General features: G+C 26.9%; 13 protein-coding genes. 6 read left to right on the top strand and 7 right to left on the bottom strand.

Annotation, left to right across the window (positions count from 1 at the left end):
• Window positions 1-49: 49 nt before the first annotated feature.
• Complete coding sequence (locus ABVS04_RS11235) at window positions 50-703, bottom strand: MCP four helix bundle domain-containing protein (protein WP_368030821.1); 654 nt, start codon at window positions 701-703, stop codon at window positions 50-52.
• 277 nt (window positions 704-980) lie between these two features.
• On the opposite strand from ABVS04_RS11235, the gene ABVS04_RS11230 reads away from it, so the two are divergent.
• A complete protein-coding gene (locus ABVS04_RS11230; RefSeq protein ID WP_368030823.1) occupies window positions 981-1,460 on the top strand; it encodes a glutathione peroxidase in 480 nt (159 codons plus the stop codon).
• Window positions 1,461-1,616: 156 nt separating this feature from the next.
• Complete coding sequence (locus tag ABVS04_RS11225) at window positions 1,617-2,912, top strand: diguanylate cyclase (protein WP_368030820.1); 1,296 nt, start codon at window positions 1,617-1,619, stop codon at window positions 2,910-2,912.
• 6 nt (window positions 2,913-2,918) lie between these two features.
• Here ABVS04_RS11225 and ABVS04_RS11220 read toward each other — a convergent pair whose 3' ends face one another.
• Window positions 2,919-4,769, bottom strand: a complete 1,851-nt coding sequence (locus tag ABVS04_RS11220) for a methyl-accepting chemotaxis protein (RefSeq protein ID WP_368030819.1) — start codon at window positions 4,767-4,769, stop codon at window positions 2,919-2,921.
• Window positions 4,766-5,338 (bottom strand): SCO family protein, encoded by a 573-nt coding sequence (locus ABVS04_RS11215; protein WP_368030818.1) that lies wholly within the window; start codon window positions 5,336-5,338, stop codon window positions 4,766-4,768. Before ABVS04_RS11215 ends, ABVS04_RS11220 begins: the two co-directional genes overlap by 4 nt.
• Window positions 5,339-5,487: 149 nt before the next feature.
• Here ABVS04_RS11215 and uvrC point away from each other — a divergent pair, with 149 nt between their 5' ends.
• From uvrC to ABVS04_RS11200, 3 genes are read left to right on the top strand one after another with little or no spacing between them, the layout of a single operon-like run.
• Window positions 5,488-7,344, top strand: a complete 1,857-nt coding sequence (gene uvrC / locus ABVS04_RS11210) for an excinuclease ABC subunit UvrC (RefSeq protein ID WP_368030817.1) — start codon at window positions 5,488-5,490, stop codon at window positions 7,342-7,344.
• 2 nt (window positions 7,345-7,346) lie between these two features.
• Window positions 7,347-8,369: an alanine racemase gene (locus ABVS04_RS11205; protein ID WP_368030816.1), complete on the top strand. Its 1,023-nt coding sequence runs from the start codon at window positions 7,347-7,349 to the stop codon at window positions 8,367-8,369.
• Window positions 8,366-9,031, top strand: a complete 666-nt coding sequence (locus ABVS04_RS11200) for a tetratricopeptide repeat protein (protein ID WP_368030815.1) — start codon at window positions 8,366-8,368, stop codon at window positions 9,029-9,031. Before ABVS04_RS11205 ends, ABVS04_RS11200 begins: the two co-directional genes overlap by 4 nt.
• A gap of 1 nt (window position 9,032) precedes the next feature.
• On the opposite strand, the gene ABVS04_RS11195 is transcribed toward ABVS04_RS11200, so the two are convergent.
• Together ABVS04_RS11195 and ABVS04_RS11190 are read right to left on the bottom strand one after the other, a co-directional pair.
• A complete protein-coding gene (locus tag ABVS04_RS11195) occupies window positions 9,033-9,788 on the bottom strand; it encodes a competence/damage-inducible protein A (protein ID WP_368030813.1) in 756 nt (251 codons plus the stop codon).
• 6 nt (window positions 9,789-9,794) lie between these two features.
• Entirely contained in the window at window positions 9,795-10,379 is a 585-nt protein-coding gene (locus tag ABVS04_RS11190) for an adenylate kinase (protein ID WP_368030811.1), read from the bottom strand.
• A gap of 130 nt (window positions 10,380-10,509) precedes the next feature.
• Between ABVS04_RS11190 and ABVS04_RS11185 the strand changes: the two genes are divergently transcribed.
• A complete protein-coding gene (locus tag ABVS04_RS11185; RefSeq protein WP_368030810.1) occupies window positions 10,510-11,151 on the top strand; it encodes an adenylate kinase in 642 nt (213 codons plus the stop codon).
• 61 nt (window positions 11,152-11,212) lie between these two features.
• On the opposite strand, the gene ABVS04_RS11180 is transcribed toward ABVS04_RS11185, so the two are convergent.
• Together ABVS04_RS11180 and ABVS04_RS11175 are read right to left on the bottom strand one after the other, a co-directional pair.
• Window positions 11,213-12,988, bottom strand: a complete 1,776-nt coding sequence (locus ABVS04_RS11180) for a YgiQ family radical SAM protein (RefSeq protein ID WP_368030809.1) — start codon at window positions 12,986-12,988, stop codon at window positions 11,213-11,215.
• Window positions 12,989-13,065: 77 nt separating this feature from the next.
• On the bottom strand, window positions 13,066-15,651 hold the full coding sequence (locus ABVS04_RS11175) for a chemotaxis protein CheW (RefSeq protein WP_368030808.1): 2,586 nt from the start codon (window positions 15,649-15,651) through the stop codon (window positions 13,066-13,068).
• Window positions 15,652-15,751: the final 100 nt, after the last annotated feature.

The raw sequence follows: 15,751 nt of genomic DNA, 5'->3' as shown, positions 1-15,751 counted from the left end.
AGATTTAGAACAAATCATTCATATGCTCAGAGTTTACACTAAAAAACAATTAGGTTTTATGTGCGAAAGTTGAGTTAGTAATAAATAAAGCTATTATTACAGATAATATAATACAAATTATAATCATAGAGATAAGTAATATTTTTGCATTATTATATATTTCATCACCATCTGTATTTGCCTTATTACCACCATCTACATTTATTTGCACTAATTTTGATAAAATATCAGAAATTTCTATAAATTCTTTTTTAGTTTTTAGCATTATTTTTTCAGCTTCAACTGTTTTGTTTTCTCTTGATACAGCAATTAATTCTTTGTTTATTTCAAGATAATGTTCAAATTTACTAGAAAATTCTACATATAGTGCCTTTTCTTCAGGAGAAGAAATAAGTTTTTCATAAGCTGCTCGATCTTCATTAATATCAGACAATTCATTTTCCATATCTTTTTCAGCTTTTTGAATACCTTCTGGAGTTTGAGCTAAAATATGATCATATTGCGCTATACGAAAATCTGATGTACCTGTATTTATTTCTTCTATTACTTTTAAACTAGGCATCCAGTTTTCTGTTATTTCCATTGATTGATGATTTACACTAGACATCTTTTGAATTGAAATTATTCCAAGTAAAACTACTAATATTATTAATATACCAAATCCTAAACCCAGTTTAGAACTAACATTCATATTTTTTATCATATTAACCTCTTCATATATACTTTCTCTAAATTATATTCTAGCTATTTTTTTACTAGTTTGATACAATTTTCTTAATTATTTATTTAATTTAGGAATATTTTTCTTAAATTATCTCTTTAATTTTTTTATAAACAAGCATCTATCCATTACAAATTAAACATAAAATAAGATAAGATAAAAAATATTTAAAATTAATTACGAAAGGAGTGAAATGACTAAGAAAATATTACTTTTAATTATGCTAATTTTAACTTCAGTTATCGCAAAGGAAAAAAATATGAGTATCTACGATTTTAATGTAAAAACAATAGATGGTGAAGAAATTTCAATGTCAAAGTACAAGGGAAAAGTTCTTTTAATAGTAAACGTTGCTAGTAAATGTGGATTTACGGGTCAATATGAAGGATTGGAAAATCTTTTTGAAAAATATAAAAATGAGGATTTTATGGTTTTAGGATTTCCTTCAAATCAATTTGCGAATCAAGAACCTGAATCAAATGAAAAAATTAAAGAGTTTTGTTCTTTAACATATGAAGTAAAATTTGATATGTTTGCAAAAATAGATGTGAATGGGGAAAATGAAGCTCCTTTATATAAATTTTTAAAATCAAATCAAAAAGGTATTTTAGGAACAGAAAATATAAAATGGAATTTCACTAAGTTTTTAGTTGATAAAAATGGTGTTATTGTTGATAGATATGGAAGTGCGACTACTCCTGAATCTATTGAAAATGATATTAAAGCACTTTTAAAATAAAGTCTTCAGGTAAATATTATTTATAATTTTAGATTTATTATTAAAATTTAAATAATATTACCTTTTATATAAAAAATACTCATAAGCCTAAGTAAAATAAGTTTTTTTTCTGATATACTCTTTTTTTAAAATTATTAAATAATAAAAAAGATTCCTATGAAAAATAAAAATCTACTAATATCTCTCATTATATTGTTAGTTATTTCATTTACAAGTTTTATAATCAAATACACAAATGATACAAAAAATGAATATCAAGTGATTTCAAAAAACATATTATTTCAACAATCATCAACGTTATTTAATAATATAGTAACTATGAGACAATGGAGTTCTGATCATGGTGCTGTTTATGTAAAATCTCACGAAGGAATAGAACCTAATCCATATTTAGAAAATAATCATACTTATACTAAAGATAATGAACTTCTAATTAAAATTAATCCAGCATGGATGACTAGACAATTATCTGAAATGTCTAATAAAGCAGAAAGATATTATTTCAAAATAACAAGTTTAGATCCAATTAATCCAATCAATATTCCAGATGAATTTGAGCAAAAAGCATTAAATGATTTAGAAAAAAATAAAGAAAAGAAATTTTATACAAATATAGAAAAAGATATGTATAACCTCCTTGGTTCTTTAAAAGTAGAGCCCTCTTGTTTAGAATGTCATGCACATCAAAATTATAAAGTAGGAGATATAATAGGAGGCCTTAGAGTTAGTGTTCCAATAGATAGCTATGTTAAAAACATGGAAATTCTTCAGTCAAAAACTAACTTTTTATATACTATTACTATTATTACTGCCATTGTTTTTATTTTTATAATTATTTTTACAATAAACTCTATTTATTCTAGGGAAAAAAGTATTGTGAAATTAAATAATACACTTGAAAAAAAAGTAAATAAAAGAACAAAAGAATTAAGCGATGCAAATAAAAAACTACTAGAAATTTCAACAAAAGATTATTTAACAAATATTGCAAATAGAAGATATTTTTTCGAAATAGGTTTAAAATCCTTGCACATTGCAAAAAGAGAAAATAGCGATTTATCTATTGTATGTATAGATATTGATTTTTTTAAAAATATTAATGATACATATGGACATAATATTGGTGATGAAATATTAAAATTAATTGCTAATAATATGAATAAATATATTAGGAAATCAGATATTTTAGCTCGAATTGGTGGTGAAGAGTTTGTTATATTACTTAATAATACAAATGAACAAAATGCTTATGCATTAGCTGAAAAAATAAGAGTTCATATTGAATCTTTAATATATAAAAATGATAAAATTGAAATAAGAACAAGTATAAGTATGGGAATTAGTCAATTAAGAGCAAAAGATGATGATTTAGATTCTATTATTATAAGAGCTGATAAAGCTTTATATGAAGCAAAAAATACAGGGAGAAATAAGAGTGTAATTTTTGGCTAGGAAGAGTTAAAAACTCTCCCATTCATCATTTTCTTTACTTGATGAAACCACTTTTTTTTCTTCTACTTTCAAAGGTTTATTTTGTTCTTGTTTTTTACTACTAGAAGCTCTAGCTTCAAGCTTATTAAAAACATTATTATTGTTGATAATTTTTTCTTTGATAGAATCTTTACCATTAAATTCTTTGCTATTTGCACTATTTAAAATTGTTTGTGCGATAAAAGATATTTGACTTGCGGCATCATTTGTAAAATTAGCTACAGATACATTTTGTTGTGTTTTTTGATCTAGTTGATTAACTGCATCATTTATTTGCTCTATTCCTGATAACTGTTCATTTGAAGCCATTGTAACTGTTTCTATTAATTCACTTGTTTTAGTAATATTTTCATTTAAAGAACTATATCCCTTAATCATAGAATCAGCAATTTTTTTACCTTCATTTGCTTTTACATTAGCATTTCCAACTAAAGCTTTAATTTCATTTGCAGCTTCGGCACTTCTTGCTGCTAGATTTCGCACTTCGGCCGCAACAACAGCAAATCCTCGTCCTGCTTCACCAGCAGTTGCCGCTTCAACAGCTGCATTTAAAGAAAGAATATTTGTTTGGAATGCAATTTGATCAATTACTGTAATAGCTTCATTTATATTTGAAACTTGTGTGTTAATTTCATCCATTGCACTATTTGTTGCATTTGCTAGTTTTTCACCCTCATTTGCAGAGTTTGTAAGTTCATTTGCAAATATAGACATCTTTTTTATATTTTCAGTATTACTTCTAATATTTCCAGTGATTTGCTCAATTGCAGCAGCTGTTTCTTCTAAAGATGCTGCTGATTCATTTGAATTTACATTTAATATATTTACATTTTCCACTAAGATATTTGAACTTTTTTGTAGTGTTAAACCATTTGATTTATTTTCACTTAGTATCTCAGTAATAGTATTTGCAAGATTGTTTAGATTATGAGAGATTTGTCCCTTGTCATCAATTCTTCCGCAAAAATTTTGATTTGAAAATTCATTTAATACCTTAATAATCACATTTATATCTTTTGCAATTTTTTCTTCTAAATTTGAAATCATATTATTGATAATATCTTTTAATGCTTTTATATTCTCATTTGAAGTTTCACCTTGAACTCTTTGAGATAAATCTCCTGAAATTACTTTATTTGCAATTTCAATTGTAGATGAAATAACTACTTGATTATTTTTATTTTCTTGTGTTAAAAGTTCATAAGATTTTTCAGATTCAATCTGTAATTTATTTGCAATTATATATTGTCTAACTGCAGATGAAATAGCAAATAATAATATTACAGCTTCAACAGCAAAAAATGCAATATGCAATAGTGAAACTTCCCAAGAACAACCATGATTAAAAATAATAATTTCCATTCCATTAATTGATACATTATTTAACTGTAAATATGTAAATAGAAGATGATATGTAGCAGCTGTTACAGTTGCTGCTAATAATGCAGTTATATCTTTATAACTTGCAAGTGCTGCAACTAATATAAAAAATCCAAAATGCATTTCTATGAATCCCAAATTTTGAGCAATCATAATTGCTGGATAAATCATAAATGCAACACCAAAAATTGTTCTTGAAATAATAGTTCCGCAAAAAAACTTATATCCAACAAACGTCAATAAAAATACTAAACCACCTGAAATCAAACCAAAAATATAAGTTCCATAACTTATAGAACTTAAACCTGAAACAACTAAAAAACTTACAAATGAGATTATTAACATAAACTTATCAGTTTTTTTAAAATCTTGTACTAATTTTTCTTTTAATTCACTAGATAATTTTTTATCTAAAAAAGGCAATAAAGTCTCTATCATTTTAATTCTCCTTGGATTCTAGTAATATCTTTTGAAATATAGTCTATGTCAAAAGGACTAGTAGTATAAATATATTTTTGTTTATAAACATCATTTTCTTTTATAAATAGATGTAAAAAAGCCGAATGATCAATAACATTTTTATCTAAAAGTGAAGGTACAGACATAACATTTAATTTTGTTATTACTGTATCAATCTCTTTTTGATTTAAATAAACACCTTTAAAGACTGGATTAAATGATTTTGCAAAATCATCAACACTTTGTGGATCAGCACTTGTTAATAGATTTATAAAATATAAAGATACATTTTTTGAATCTATTTTTTTAAAAATTTCATCAAGTTGATGTAAAGCTGGAGTGCAAACTTCTGTACATCCTACATAACCGAAGAATATTAGTACTATTGGATTTTCTTCTTTTTCTAAAAATTGTAAATTTATATCTATTTCTTTCTCAAATTTACCAGCTGTATTATTTGAATAAAAAGATGGAATAAAAATTATAAATAAAATTGAAAAAGTACATACAATAAGTAGTAAGCCTAATATTTTCTTTCTTATCGACACTATTATCCTTTTGTAAATAAATTATCTTAATGTTTAGTATTAATAATAGCGAATAAGCACTTAATCTAAATCTTATTTTTACTAGCATATTAGATGTAAATTTTGAAAATATCATATTAGATTAAAAGCTTTTTTGATACAATCCAAAAATGAATCTACTAGAAAAACTTAAACAACTTCCCGATGATGCAGGTGTTTATCAATACTTTGATAAAGATGGACATTTATTATATATTGGAAAAGCAAAAGTACTAAAAAATAGAGTTAAATCATACTTTAAATTTACTCCAAAACTACTACCTGCTGATAAATTAGGTCCTAGAATTTATAAAATGATTTCTGAAGTTGTAAGTTGTGAATGGATAGTAGTACCAAATGAACATGATGCTTTGATTTTAGAAAACTCTTTGATCAAACAACTAAAACCAAAATACAATATTTTATTAAGAGATGATAAAACATATCCATATATTGTAATTGATTATAATGAAGATTTTCCAAGACTTGAAATCACTAGAAAAATTCACAAAGGAAAAAATATCAAATACTTTGGGCCATATTCAACGGGTGCTAAAGATATGCTTGATAGCATTTATGAAATAGTTCCATTGGTTCAAAAAAAATCATGTGTAAAAGGAAAAACGGCATGTTTATTCCATCAAATACAAAAATGCTATGCTCCATGTGAAAATAAAATCTCAAAAGAAGAGTATTCAAAAATAGTAGAAAATGCCCTTGAATATATTTATAATAAATCAAAACTAATTACAAAACTAAATGAAAGAATGATTCAATATTCAAATGATTTCAGATTTGAAGAGGCCATGAATTTAAGAGATAGAATAAAAACCATAGAAAAATCTCAAATCAAATCAGGAATAGATTTAGCTACAAATGAAGATATAGATATTTTTGCAATAACAGCTTCAAATAAAAAAGCAGTAGTTGTGCGAATGTTCTTAAGAGATGGGAAACTAGCATCCTCTTCACATGATTTTCTAAAAGTGAATAACTTTGATGAGAGTTTTGATTTTGACTATAATGAAGCTTATAAAAGAGCTATTATTAACTATTATGATAATGAAATTCCTCTTTTACCAAAAGAAGTATTACTTGCTATTGAACTTGAAGATGAAGAGATTATTGAGTTAGAAGATTTTTTACAAGCAAGATTTAACAAGAAAATAAAAGTTCTAAATCCTAAAAAAGATAAGAAAAAAGATATTGTTCAAATAGCTATTAATAACTGCGAAGAGCTTTTAAGAATTGATTCTAGTAAAAATCAGACAACTATATATGAAGAGTTAAAAGAGTTATTTAACTTACAAACTCTTCCATATCTAATAGAAAGCTTCGATAACTCTCATATGATGGGACAAGCAACAGTGGGAGCTATGGTCGTATGGAGCGAAGAGTTAAATGCCTTTGATAAAAAAGCTTTTAGACACTACAATTTAGAATCAAAAGATGAATACTCTCAAATGAGAGAGATGCTAATAAGAAGAGTTGAAAGTTTTGAGAAAAATCCAGCACCTGATTTATGGATATTAGATGGGGGCGAAACACTTTTAAAACTGGCCTATGATATTGTTCAATCAGTTGGTGTAAATCTTGATATAATTGCCATTGCAAAAGAGAAAGTTGATGCAAAAGCTCACAGAGCAAAGGGCGCTGCAAAAGATATTATTCATTATAGAAATAGAAATGGCGAATTTAAAAATTTCAAACTATCAACTAGTGATAAAAGATTACAGTTTGTACAAAGACAACGTGACGAAGCCCATAGATTTGTAATCAATTTTCATAAAAAACAAAAAAGAACCCAAGATAAACAAATATCTTTACTTCAAATCAAAGGAATAGGAGAAGCAAAAATCAAAAAACTTCTTTTATATTTTGGTGAATTTGAAAAAATTAAAAATGCATCTATTGAAGAGCTTCAAAATGTTTTAAATGAAAAAGATGCACTTACAATTATAAATTATTTTACAAATCCTAAGGATTAATAATGGCAAGAATTTTATTAAACAAAGAAAATCTATTTTACAATTTAAGTGTTATTTCAGAACAAACAAGATCAAAAAATAAAGTTGCAGTGGTACTAAAAGATAATGCCTATGGACATGGAATTTTAGAAATTGCAAAACTAGCAAGTGAATTTGGAATTAAAAAAGCAGTGGTTAGAACACTAAATGATGCACTTAAAATTGAAAAGTTATTTGATTATATTTTAATACTAGCAGAGAAATCTATTCACACTTATTCACATGCTTTTCACATAGCATTAAATACCCTTGAAGATATTGATAATCTACCTGAAAATTGTAATGTTCATATCAAAGTTGATACAGGAATGCATAGAAATGGAATATCTCCAGAAGACTTAGAAGTGGCTATTTTAGGGCTTAAAGAAAGAAATATTAAGATAACAGGCGTATTTACACATCATAAAGGTGCAGATGAACTAACAACAGATTTTTTCTGGCAAAATGCGGTTTTTACTAGGGTAAAACAAGATGTGAAAAGAATATGTGAACAACTTTTTCTACCCCTTCCAGCTTTTCATTCTTGCAATTCAGCGGCCTTATTTAGACATGCAGATTTTGATGAAGACTTTGCTAGAGTTGGAATTGCAACATATGGATATTTAGATGATGCAAATATTTTTAAATTTCCAGTTTTAAAACCAGTTTTATCACTTTGGGCTGATAAACTCTCATCTAGAATTTTAAAAGAAGGTCAAAGGGTAGGTTATGGAGGAACATATGAAGCGACAGAAGATATTGTTATTTCTACATATGATGTGGGTTATGGAGATGGATTTTTAAGATTAAATGAAAGAAATTCATATACAACACCTCAAGGATATAAAGTTTTAGGTCGAGTTTCAATGGATTGCTTATCTTTAAACACAGAAGATGATGAAGTTTGTATTTTCAATAATGTAAAAACATTAGCAAAAGAGCATGATACAATAACTTATGAAATTACAACTGCTCTAAATTCTAATATAAAAAAAGAAATAGTATGAAAATAGCACTATTAGTGATTTTTCTATTAAATGCTCTAAATGCTATGACCTTTGAAGAAGTTTATACTATAAAGAGTATTGAAGGAACAATGAAAGCAATAGGAGAATATAAAAAACTTGCAAAACAAAATGATCCTAAAGCAATGCACGAATTAGGACTTATATATCTAAAGGGTGATGGAATTGCTAAAAATTTAAATCAAGCCTATGAATATTTTCAGAAAGCTTCAGATTTACAAAATTTAGAATCAACATATATGCTTGGAAAAATATATTTATCAAATCAAACAAAATATTATAATCCTAAAAAAGCATATAATACTTTTATAGATGCTTCAAGTAAAAATCATGCTAAATCTCAACTAATGATAGGTAGATTCTTTTTAATGGGAGAAATAGTTGATAAAGATTATGAAAAAGCTTTATACTATTTTAAATTAGCATCAAAGCAAAAAGAGTACGATGCTAACTGTTATATAGCATATATGTATGCTTCCGGACTTGGAGTTTTCCCAAACTTTGGAAGGGCTCATAACTTTGCTAAAGCTGAATATAAAAATGGAAATAAGCTTTGTATAAAAATTTGGAATGATTACAATCTAAGTAAATATCCAAAAGACGAAGGATGGAAAATTGGTGATTATAACGAACCTATAAAATAATTTAATGGTTAATATCTTTTAAAATATATTCTAAATCATTTTTTTCACAAAAATCAATAAATAATTGAAAATTTTTATCTACTTCTGCTTTATCATATCCAGCAAGTGAAATCACAACTTTTCTATCTTGCCCAATAATTTTTGGTAAAGAGGCAAAGTCCAAGTGTTTAGGAATTTTTAACATAGTATCTATTAGATCATTTTCACTTGCATTTGCAGTTAAAATTCTTTTATATTTTTCTTGTGATTTTGGATATAGTAAATCTAGTGCCTCAATAACCATAGTTTGACTCATAGATGGAAATCCAGGTGTAAAGAAAAATCTATCTTCTAGATAAAAGCCTGCAACGTTATTTACTACATTTGTAAGAAGTTTTGCATTTGTTGGAAGATATGCCATATTTATTCTATGAGGATATGCTTCTTCTTTAAATTGATTTATAATTTTTTGTTTTGCCTCTTCATGAAATTCCATTTTAAAATCAGTAAATGCACGTGCAGCTGTTTGTCTTGTATAATCATCAGGAGTTGCTCCAATTCCACCAAAACAAAACATTACAGAGTTTGGATCACCTTTTATAAGATTGAAAATATCAAACATAAGTTTTGGGTCATCTTCAATTACAAAAGAAGCTTTTTGTTCCCACCCTCTTTCTAGTAATTGATTGTTAAAAAAAGAAAAATGAGCATCGGTTCTTCGTCCATTCAGAAGTTCAGTTCCTATAATAACTGAATAAAAATTAACTTTTTTTTCCATAAAAAACTAGACTCTTGATTTTATAAATGAATCCATTTCAGAAACAATTTCTTGAATTGTACCCTCACCACTAATTACTTTTAATAAATCTTTTTGTGTATAAAATTCTTTGATTTGAGCAAGTGGCTCTGTAAATAATTTCATTCTATTTAAAAATACTTTTTCATTATCGTCAGCTCTAACAACATCAGAATCAGCTGCACGTCCAAGAACTCTTTGAAATGCTGTATTTTGTGACACTTCAACTTCAATTACATTTACTAATTCAACTTGAGATTCATTTATTAAATATTTATCTAATTCACTCATTTGTTCAACACTTCTTGGATATCCATCAATAATAACTATATCGCTTGGAGCTCTTTTAATCGCACCTACGATTGTCTCAATAGCAATATCTATTGGTACAATATTACCAGCGCTAATATAAGTTTCGATGATATAACCTCTTTCACTTCCACTTGCAACTTCAGCTCTAAACATATCTCCAGTTGAATAGTGAGTGATATTATTATGTTTTGCTGCTATTAGTTCTGCATCCGTAGTTTTACCGCTTCCTGGTGCTCCAATTATTAAAAATAATTTTTTCATCTATACCCTTAGTTCTATTTACATTAAACAATTGTATCAAAAATCATTTAAATTCTTTATGTACTATCAAAACCTTATGTATTATTAAAAGCTTTTTATATATAATACAAAAAAATTAAGGAAATGAAATATGAATTTAATGCTATTTGGTGCACCAGGTGCAGGCAAAGGAACACAAGCAAAGTTTTTAATTGAAAAATATAATATTCCTCAAATCTCAACAGGCGATATTTTAAGAGCTGCAATTGTTGATAAAACAGATATGGGAATGGAAGCAAAAAAATTTATGGATGCAGGACAATTAGTTCCTGATTCAACAATCATTGGTATTATCAAAGATAGACTAGCTGAGTCTGACTGCAAAAATGGTTTTATCCTTGATGGATTTCCAAGAACTCTAGCTCAAGCAGAGGCTTTAAGTGAATTAATGTCAAATATGGAAATTTCACTTGATAAAGTAATTTCTTTAAATGTTCCTGATGAATTAATCGTTGGAAGAATCACAGGAAGAAGAGTTTGTTCAAAATGTGGAGCATCTTTCCATGTTGAATTTAATCCATCTAAAAAAGAAGATGAATGTGACTACTGTGGTGGTGAATTAATTATTAGAAAAGATGATAATGCTGAAACTGTAATTAGTAGATTAAATGCATATCATGAACAAACATCACCACTTATTGATTTTTATACAAAAATGGGTGTATTTATAGAACTTGATGGAACAAAAGATGTTTCTGATGTTACAGCGGATATGTTAAACGCTCTTTCATAAATCTTTTTACAAAATTTAAAAAGAGCAACTATTTATGATAGTTGCTCTTTTTTTATCCTTATTATCCCTGCATCCCAGCACTTGAACTGCTTTTTTTACTTTTACAAGCAAAACTTTTTTTTGCCACCACAATCTCTTTTTGCTTTTCTTTTCTTCTTTGATCTTTTTCAACAAAGATTTTTTTCTTTGTAAATGGATCTAATTCTGTGTAATACATAACAGCTGAATAAGTTCCTGGAGTTGGTGTGAATACTTGAGCTTGTTCTGGATTCATTTTTAATTCATGGGTTGTAAACTGTTTTAACTCATGCATATGTTTCTCTTCACATCCTGGATGTGCAGCTATTAAATAATATGTTAAGAACTGTTTCTTCCCTGATTCTTTATTAAGTCTGTCATACATAGCTTTAAAATCAATCAAAGTTTGTTTTCCTGGTTTTCCCATATGATGTAATACTTCATCGTTTGTATGCTCAGGAGCCACTTTCATTTGACCTGAAATATGATGATCTACCATCTCTTTTAAATACTCATATCCATGTTTTTTATCAGCTGTAATTAAATCATACCTAACACCTGAAGCCACAAAGGCTTTTTTGATTCCAGGAATTGCTCTTATATCTTTAAGTAATTGTATGTTTCTACTGTGATCTACTTTCATAGTTCGGCAAAGTCTATGGGCATCTACACATCTTTTATTTTCTATACAAGTTCCAAGTTTTTCTTTTTTAACACACTCATATCCGTACATATTTGCAGTTGGTCCACCAACATCTGAAATAATTCCTTTAAAATCTTTTAGTGTTGTAAAATGTTTTGCTTCTTTTAAAATATTTTCTTCACTTCTTGTTCTTATTGTTCGACCTTGATGAGCAGCAATTGCACAGAAATTACACTCTCCCCAACATCCATGATGTGTCATAATAGAAAATTTAATAGTTTCAAGACACTTAACTTTTCCATCTTTTGCATTATATGGATGAGCATCTCTTTGATATGGATAAGATGCAATTTTATCCATTTCTGATTCTTCCATATGACGACTTGGTGGATTTTGAACTAAATATCTTCCATCTACTTCTTGGTATAAACCTTTTGAATAAATAGGGTCATTATTGTCATAAAAAGCTTTAAATAAATCTATATATTTCTCTTTATCTTTTAAGCACTCAGCATGTGAAGGAATCTGTAAAAAGTTTTCTTCTGTTGGTGCTTCTTTTGAAATATAACAAAGTCCTCTTATAGTTCTTGGGTCTCCCCCTATTTTTAAAGTGTTTCCTAAGTCAATAATAGCTTGTTCACCCATCCCATAAACCATATAATCAGCTTTTGTATCAAATAATATTGGTTTTCTTAACTTATCAGACCAATAATCATAATGCGTAAGTCTTCTCAAAGAGGCTTCAATTCCACCAAGAACTATAGGAACTGTTCCTTTAAAATATCTTCTTATTAGGTTTGTATATACAAGTGTTGCCCTATCTGGTCTTTTGTCATTTTTTCCACCTGGAGTATAGTCATCTGTACTTCTAAATCTTTTGGTAGCTGTATAGTTTGAAACCATTGAATCAATACTTCCACCACTTACTCCCCAAAATAGTTTTGGCTCACCCATTCTTTTTATATCAACATCACTATTTACATCAGGTTGACCTATGATTCCCACACGAAGGCCTATATCTTCTAGGATTCTTCCAACAACTGCAATTCCCATAAAAGGGGAATCTATATATGCATCTCCTGTTATTAGAACTACATCAAGTTCATACCAACCTCTTTCATGCATTTCTTCGAGAGTTGTGGGTAAAAATTTATTTGGTTTATTAATAGTACTCATTTTTCTTCTTTATAAAATATTATATATTAGTTTTTTCGTATTGTGCCCAAATATCATTTAACCTCTACCATAAATATTTATATTTTTTTAGTTAAATTTGTATCTATTTTTTTTATATCCAATAACATAGCTACTTTTGAATCTTTTGAATCATCAACATTAACCAAACTTTCAACTAAAGTACCTGATCCTAAAAAATGACTTTGGATGTGTTGAATTGTCTTTTCTTCAATAACACAAACTTCTTCCAAAGATGAAACAAGTATTCCTATACAATGCTCTATATTATCCTTATCGTATTCCACTAAAATTATATTTGTTAAGTCATCATTTGTAATCTCTTCATTTAGAAAATCTCTAATATCTAAAACAGCTATTAATTTATCTTTATGTAAAACCATTCCTTTAAAATGATTATTTTTATCCATATCTATTGACTCTTTTAACTCATCTATACTTATTGATTCTATTACATTTTTTGCATTTACAGCTAATAATTTTTTCCCTAAATAAAATGTTGCTAATTCAACACTTGTTGCTGTGAATTTTGCTTTTGAAGTATTTAAGAACTTAGATTTATTTTTTTGTAAAAAAGTATGACAATTAATACTTCCAATATATATAAATACAAAACACAATATATCATTTTTATAATCATCAACCCTACTTTTATACTCTCTATAACCACTTGAGCACTTAACTGCAATTGCATAATACTTACCATTTAATTCAATAATTTTACTAAGTTTCTCTGCGTTTTTTAAAGTAAAAAATGAATCATCAATATTTAAATAGGAATCAACTTGGAAATCTTCATTTGTTGATGAGATTATTTGCTTATCTTTATTTGTAAATAATGCAAAAATTCCAGGTAGGATTTCACCTTCTGCATTTTTTGGTAATGTTTCTTCAAGCATTGCTTTAAATTGAGGTTTTGAATCAAATACTATTGCTATTCCACCTGTTGTTATTGCTTCATTTTTAAATGATCTGATTGCACTTGAATAAATGTATGTTGATTCATTATCATATAGATTTGTTTTTTCAAATTTTGAAACACAATATTTTGAAGTATCTCTTAACATTAAAGTTTTTGAAACCCAATCTTGTGTTAAAATTCTTCCTAGTGAAAACTGTTCATTACGATTTGAAACTGCTATTACTTTTCCATCTTTATCAAAAACTATTAAATTTGTATAAACAGTATATAAATCATTTATATATTTTAAAATTTCACTTATTTCATCTTTTTTATCATCTAAGGTTGAATAATCATCAAATGCTTCTCTAAAATATGAATTTAATGCCCACCATCTACAATCATTTGCTCTTTCATATAAGTTTCTATCCATTATATCAATAGCTAAAGAAGATAAGAATTCACTATCTTTTACAATAGAAGTTATGATTGTTTGGTTTAGGTTTTCTAAAGATGAGTTTGCTTTTTTACCTGTAATACCTATTTCATTTAATAGTGATTTTGAGAACTCTCTATTCACAGAATTTAATTTACTTTGAGCAATATTTCCATTCCAAATAACTCTAGTTAAATTATCTTGAATAGTTTGACTTTTATAAAATACATCTCTTAATTCTTTTGAGAAATGTTGTTCATTTTCCATCATTGCATTGATAATAGATTCATTAATATCTAAAGTATTTAATTCATTACTTAAAAATGCATATTCTAAAGGAATCATAATATGTCCATACCATTTAAGACCATTAAACCCTTGATAACCATTTGTTTCACAAGTTTTCGCTATATAATCTCTTCCTGCGAATGAAATAAGTTTAAACTCTTCATTTAACACTATAGGAAGTTTTGCTCCTAATTTTATATGATCTTTATCACTACTTGCTATTACAATTCCATCTTCATCTAAAATTGTAATGCACTCTTTATTTTTTGTATCAATCAGATTATTAAAAATTCCATTCATTTCATCGGTAAATCTAAAGCATAAACACAAAATTCCAAGGCTATCTGAATTTTGCATATTGGTTTTTCTAATTTTAGATGAATAAACTAAAGATTTTTTATATTGAGGAATAAAATCATGAAAACCGTATGTTTCAATGTAATCCTCATCAGAATTTAAAATCTTATTTACAAAAGACAAATCTGTTTTTTCTGTTTTAATATCATCATTTAATCGAACTAATACTTTTCCATGATTATCTAATAAAACTATGTCAAAATAAACAGAATATTTAGCCACATATTCCTTAAATCTTTTTTGAATATTGTTTCGCAAAAAAACACTATTTTCATTGTATTTTGAAACATAATTTTGCATAAAATTTCTAATATCATCATCGGTTGCTAAAAAACCAACATCAGCTGTTCTTTCAAATAAGTTTCTAATAAGTACATCAATAGCAACTTGTGCTTTAAATTTCATCTCTTGAGTAACTTTTTTTACTTCTTGTTCACTTAGGTGGTTTAATAAAGTAGAAGTCAGATTTAAAAAATTTTCTTTTGTTTTACCAATATCAATATTAATATCACCTAATTGTCCAAGTAATGCAAACATATCCCAAGAAGTACTTAATTGTCCTAATTCATCTTTATATTTATCTACATCTTCTATATGTTTAATTAATGGATATAACTCTTTTTTTATACTTATACCTTTATAATTTACAATTTCATTTATCATTATATTTTCCACACTTTATTCTTTATAATATGATTTAATTATATATACACTTAAGTGTTTTTAGGAGATACAAATGTATACTAAGTATCCATTTTTAGAA

The organism is Arcobacter sp. s6, assembly GCF_040884245.1.
Taxonomy (GTDB): domain Bacteria; phylum Campylobacterota; class Campylobacteria; order Campylobacterales; family Arcobacteraceae; genus Aliarcobacter.
The sequence above is the reverse complement of the archived record's forward strand: the minus strand, read 5'-3'. Positions and strand labels throughout refer to the sequence as shown.

Bases quoted from the DNA above. Each gene is read 5' to 3' on its own strand.
- ABVS04_RS11225 (WP_368030820.1), top strand. From the start codon at position 1,617: ATGAAAAATAAAAATCTACTAATATCTCTCATTATATTGTTAGTTATT.
- ABVS04_RS11205 (WP_368030816.1), top strand. From the start codon at position 7,347: ATGGCAAGAATTTTATTAAACAAAGAAAATCTATTTTACAATTTAAGT.
- ABVS04_RS11230 (WP_368030823.1), top strand. From the start codon at position 981: ATGAGTATCTACGATTTTAATGTAAAAACAATAGATGGTGAAGAAATT.
- ABVS04_RS11195 (WP_368030813.1), bottom strand. From the start codon at position 9,788: ATGGAAAAAAAAGTTAATTTTTATTCAGTTATTATAGGAACTGAACTT.
- ABVS04_RS11235 (WP_368030821.1), bottom strand. From the start codon at position 703: ATGATAAAAAATATGAATGTTAGTTCTAAACTGGGTTTAGGATTTGGT.
- ABVS04_RS11220 (WP_368030819.1), bottom strand. From the start codon at position 4,769: ATGATAGAGACTTTATTGCCTTTTTTAGATAAAAAATTATCTAGTGAA.
- uvrC (WP_368030817.1), top strand. From the start codon at position 5,488: ATGAATCTACTAGAAAAACTTAAACAACTTCCCGATGATGCAGGTGTT.
- ABVS04_RS11175 (WP_368030808.1), bottom strand. From the start codon at position 15,651: ATGATAAATGAAATTGTAAATTATAAAGGTATAAGTATAAAAAAAGAG.
- ABVS04_RS11200 (WP_368030815.1), top strand. From the start codon at position 8,366: ATGAAAATAGCACTATTAGTGATTTTTCTATTAAATGCTCTAAATGCT.
- ABVS04_RS11180 (WP_368030809.1), bottom strand. From the start codon at position 12,988: ATGAGTACTATTAATAAACCAAATAAATTTTTACCCACAACTCTCGAA.
- ABVS04_RS11190 (WP_368030811.1), bottom strand. From the start codon at position 10,379: ATGAAAAAATTATTTTTAATAATTGGAGCACCAGGAAGCGGTAAAACT.
- ABVS04_RS11185 (WP_368030810.1), top strand. From the start codon at position 10,510: ATGAATTTAATGCTATTTGGTGCACCAGGTGCAGGCAAAGGAACACAA.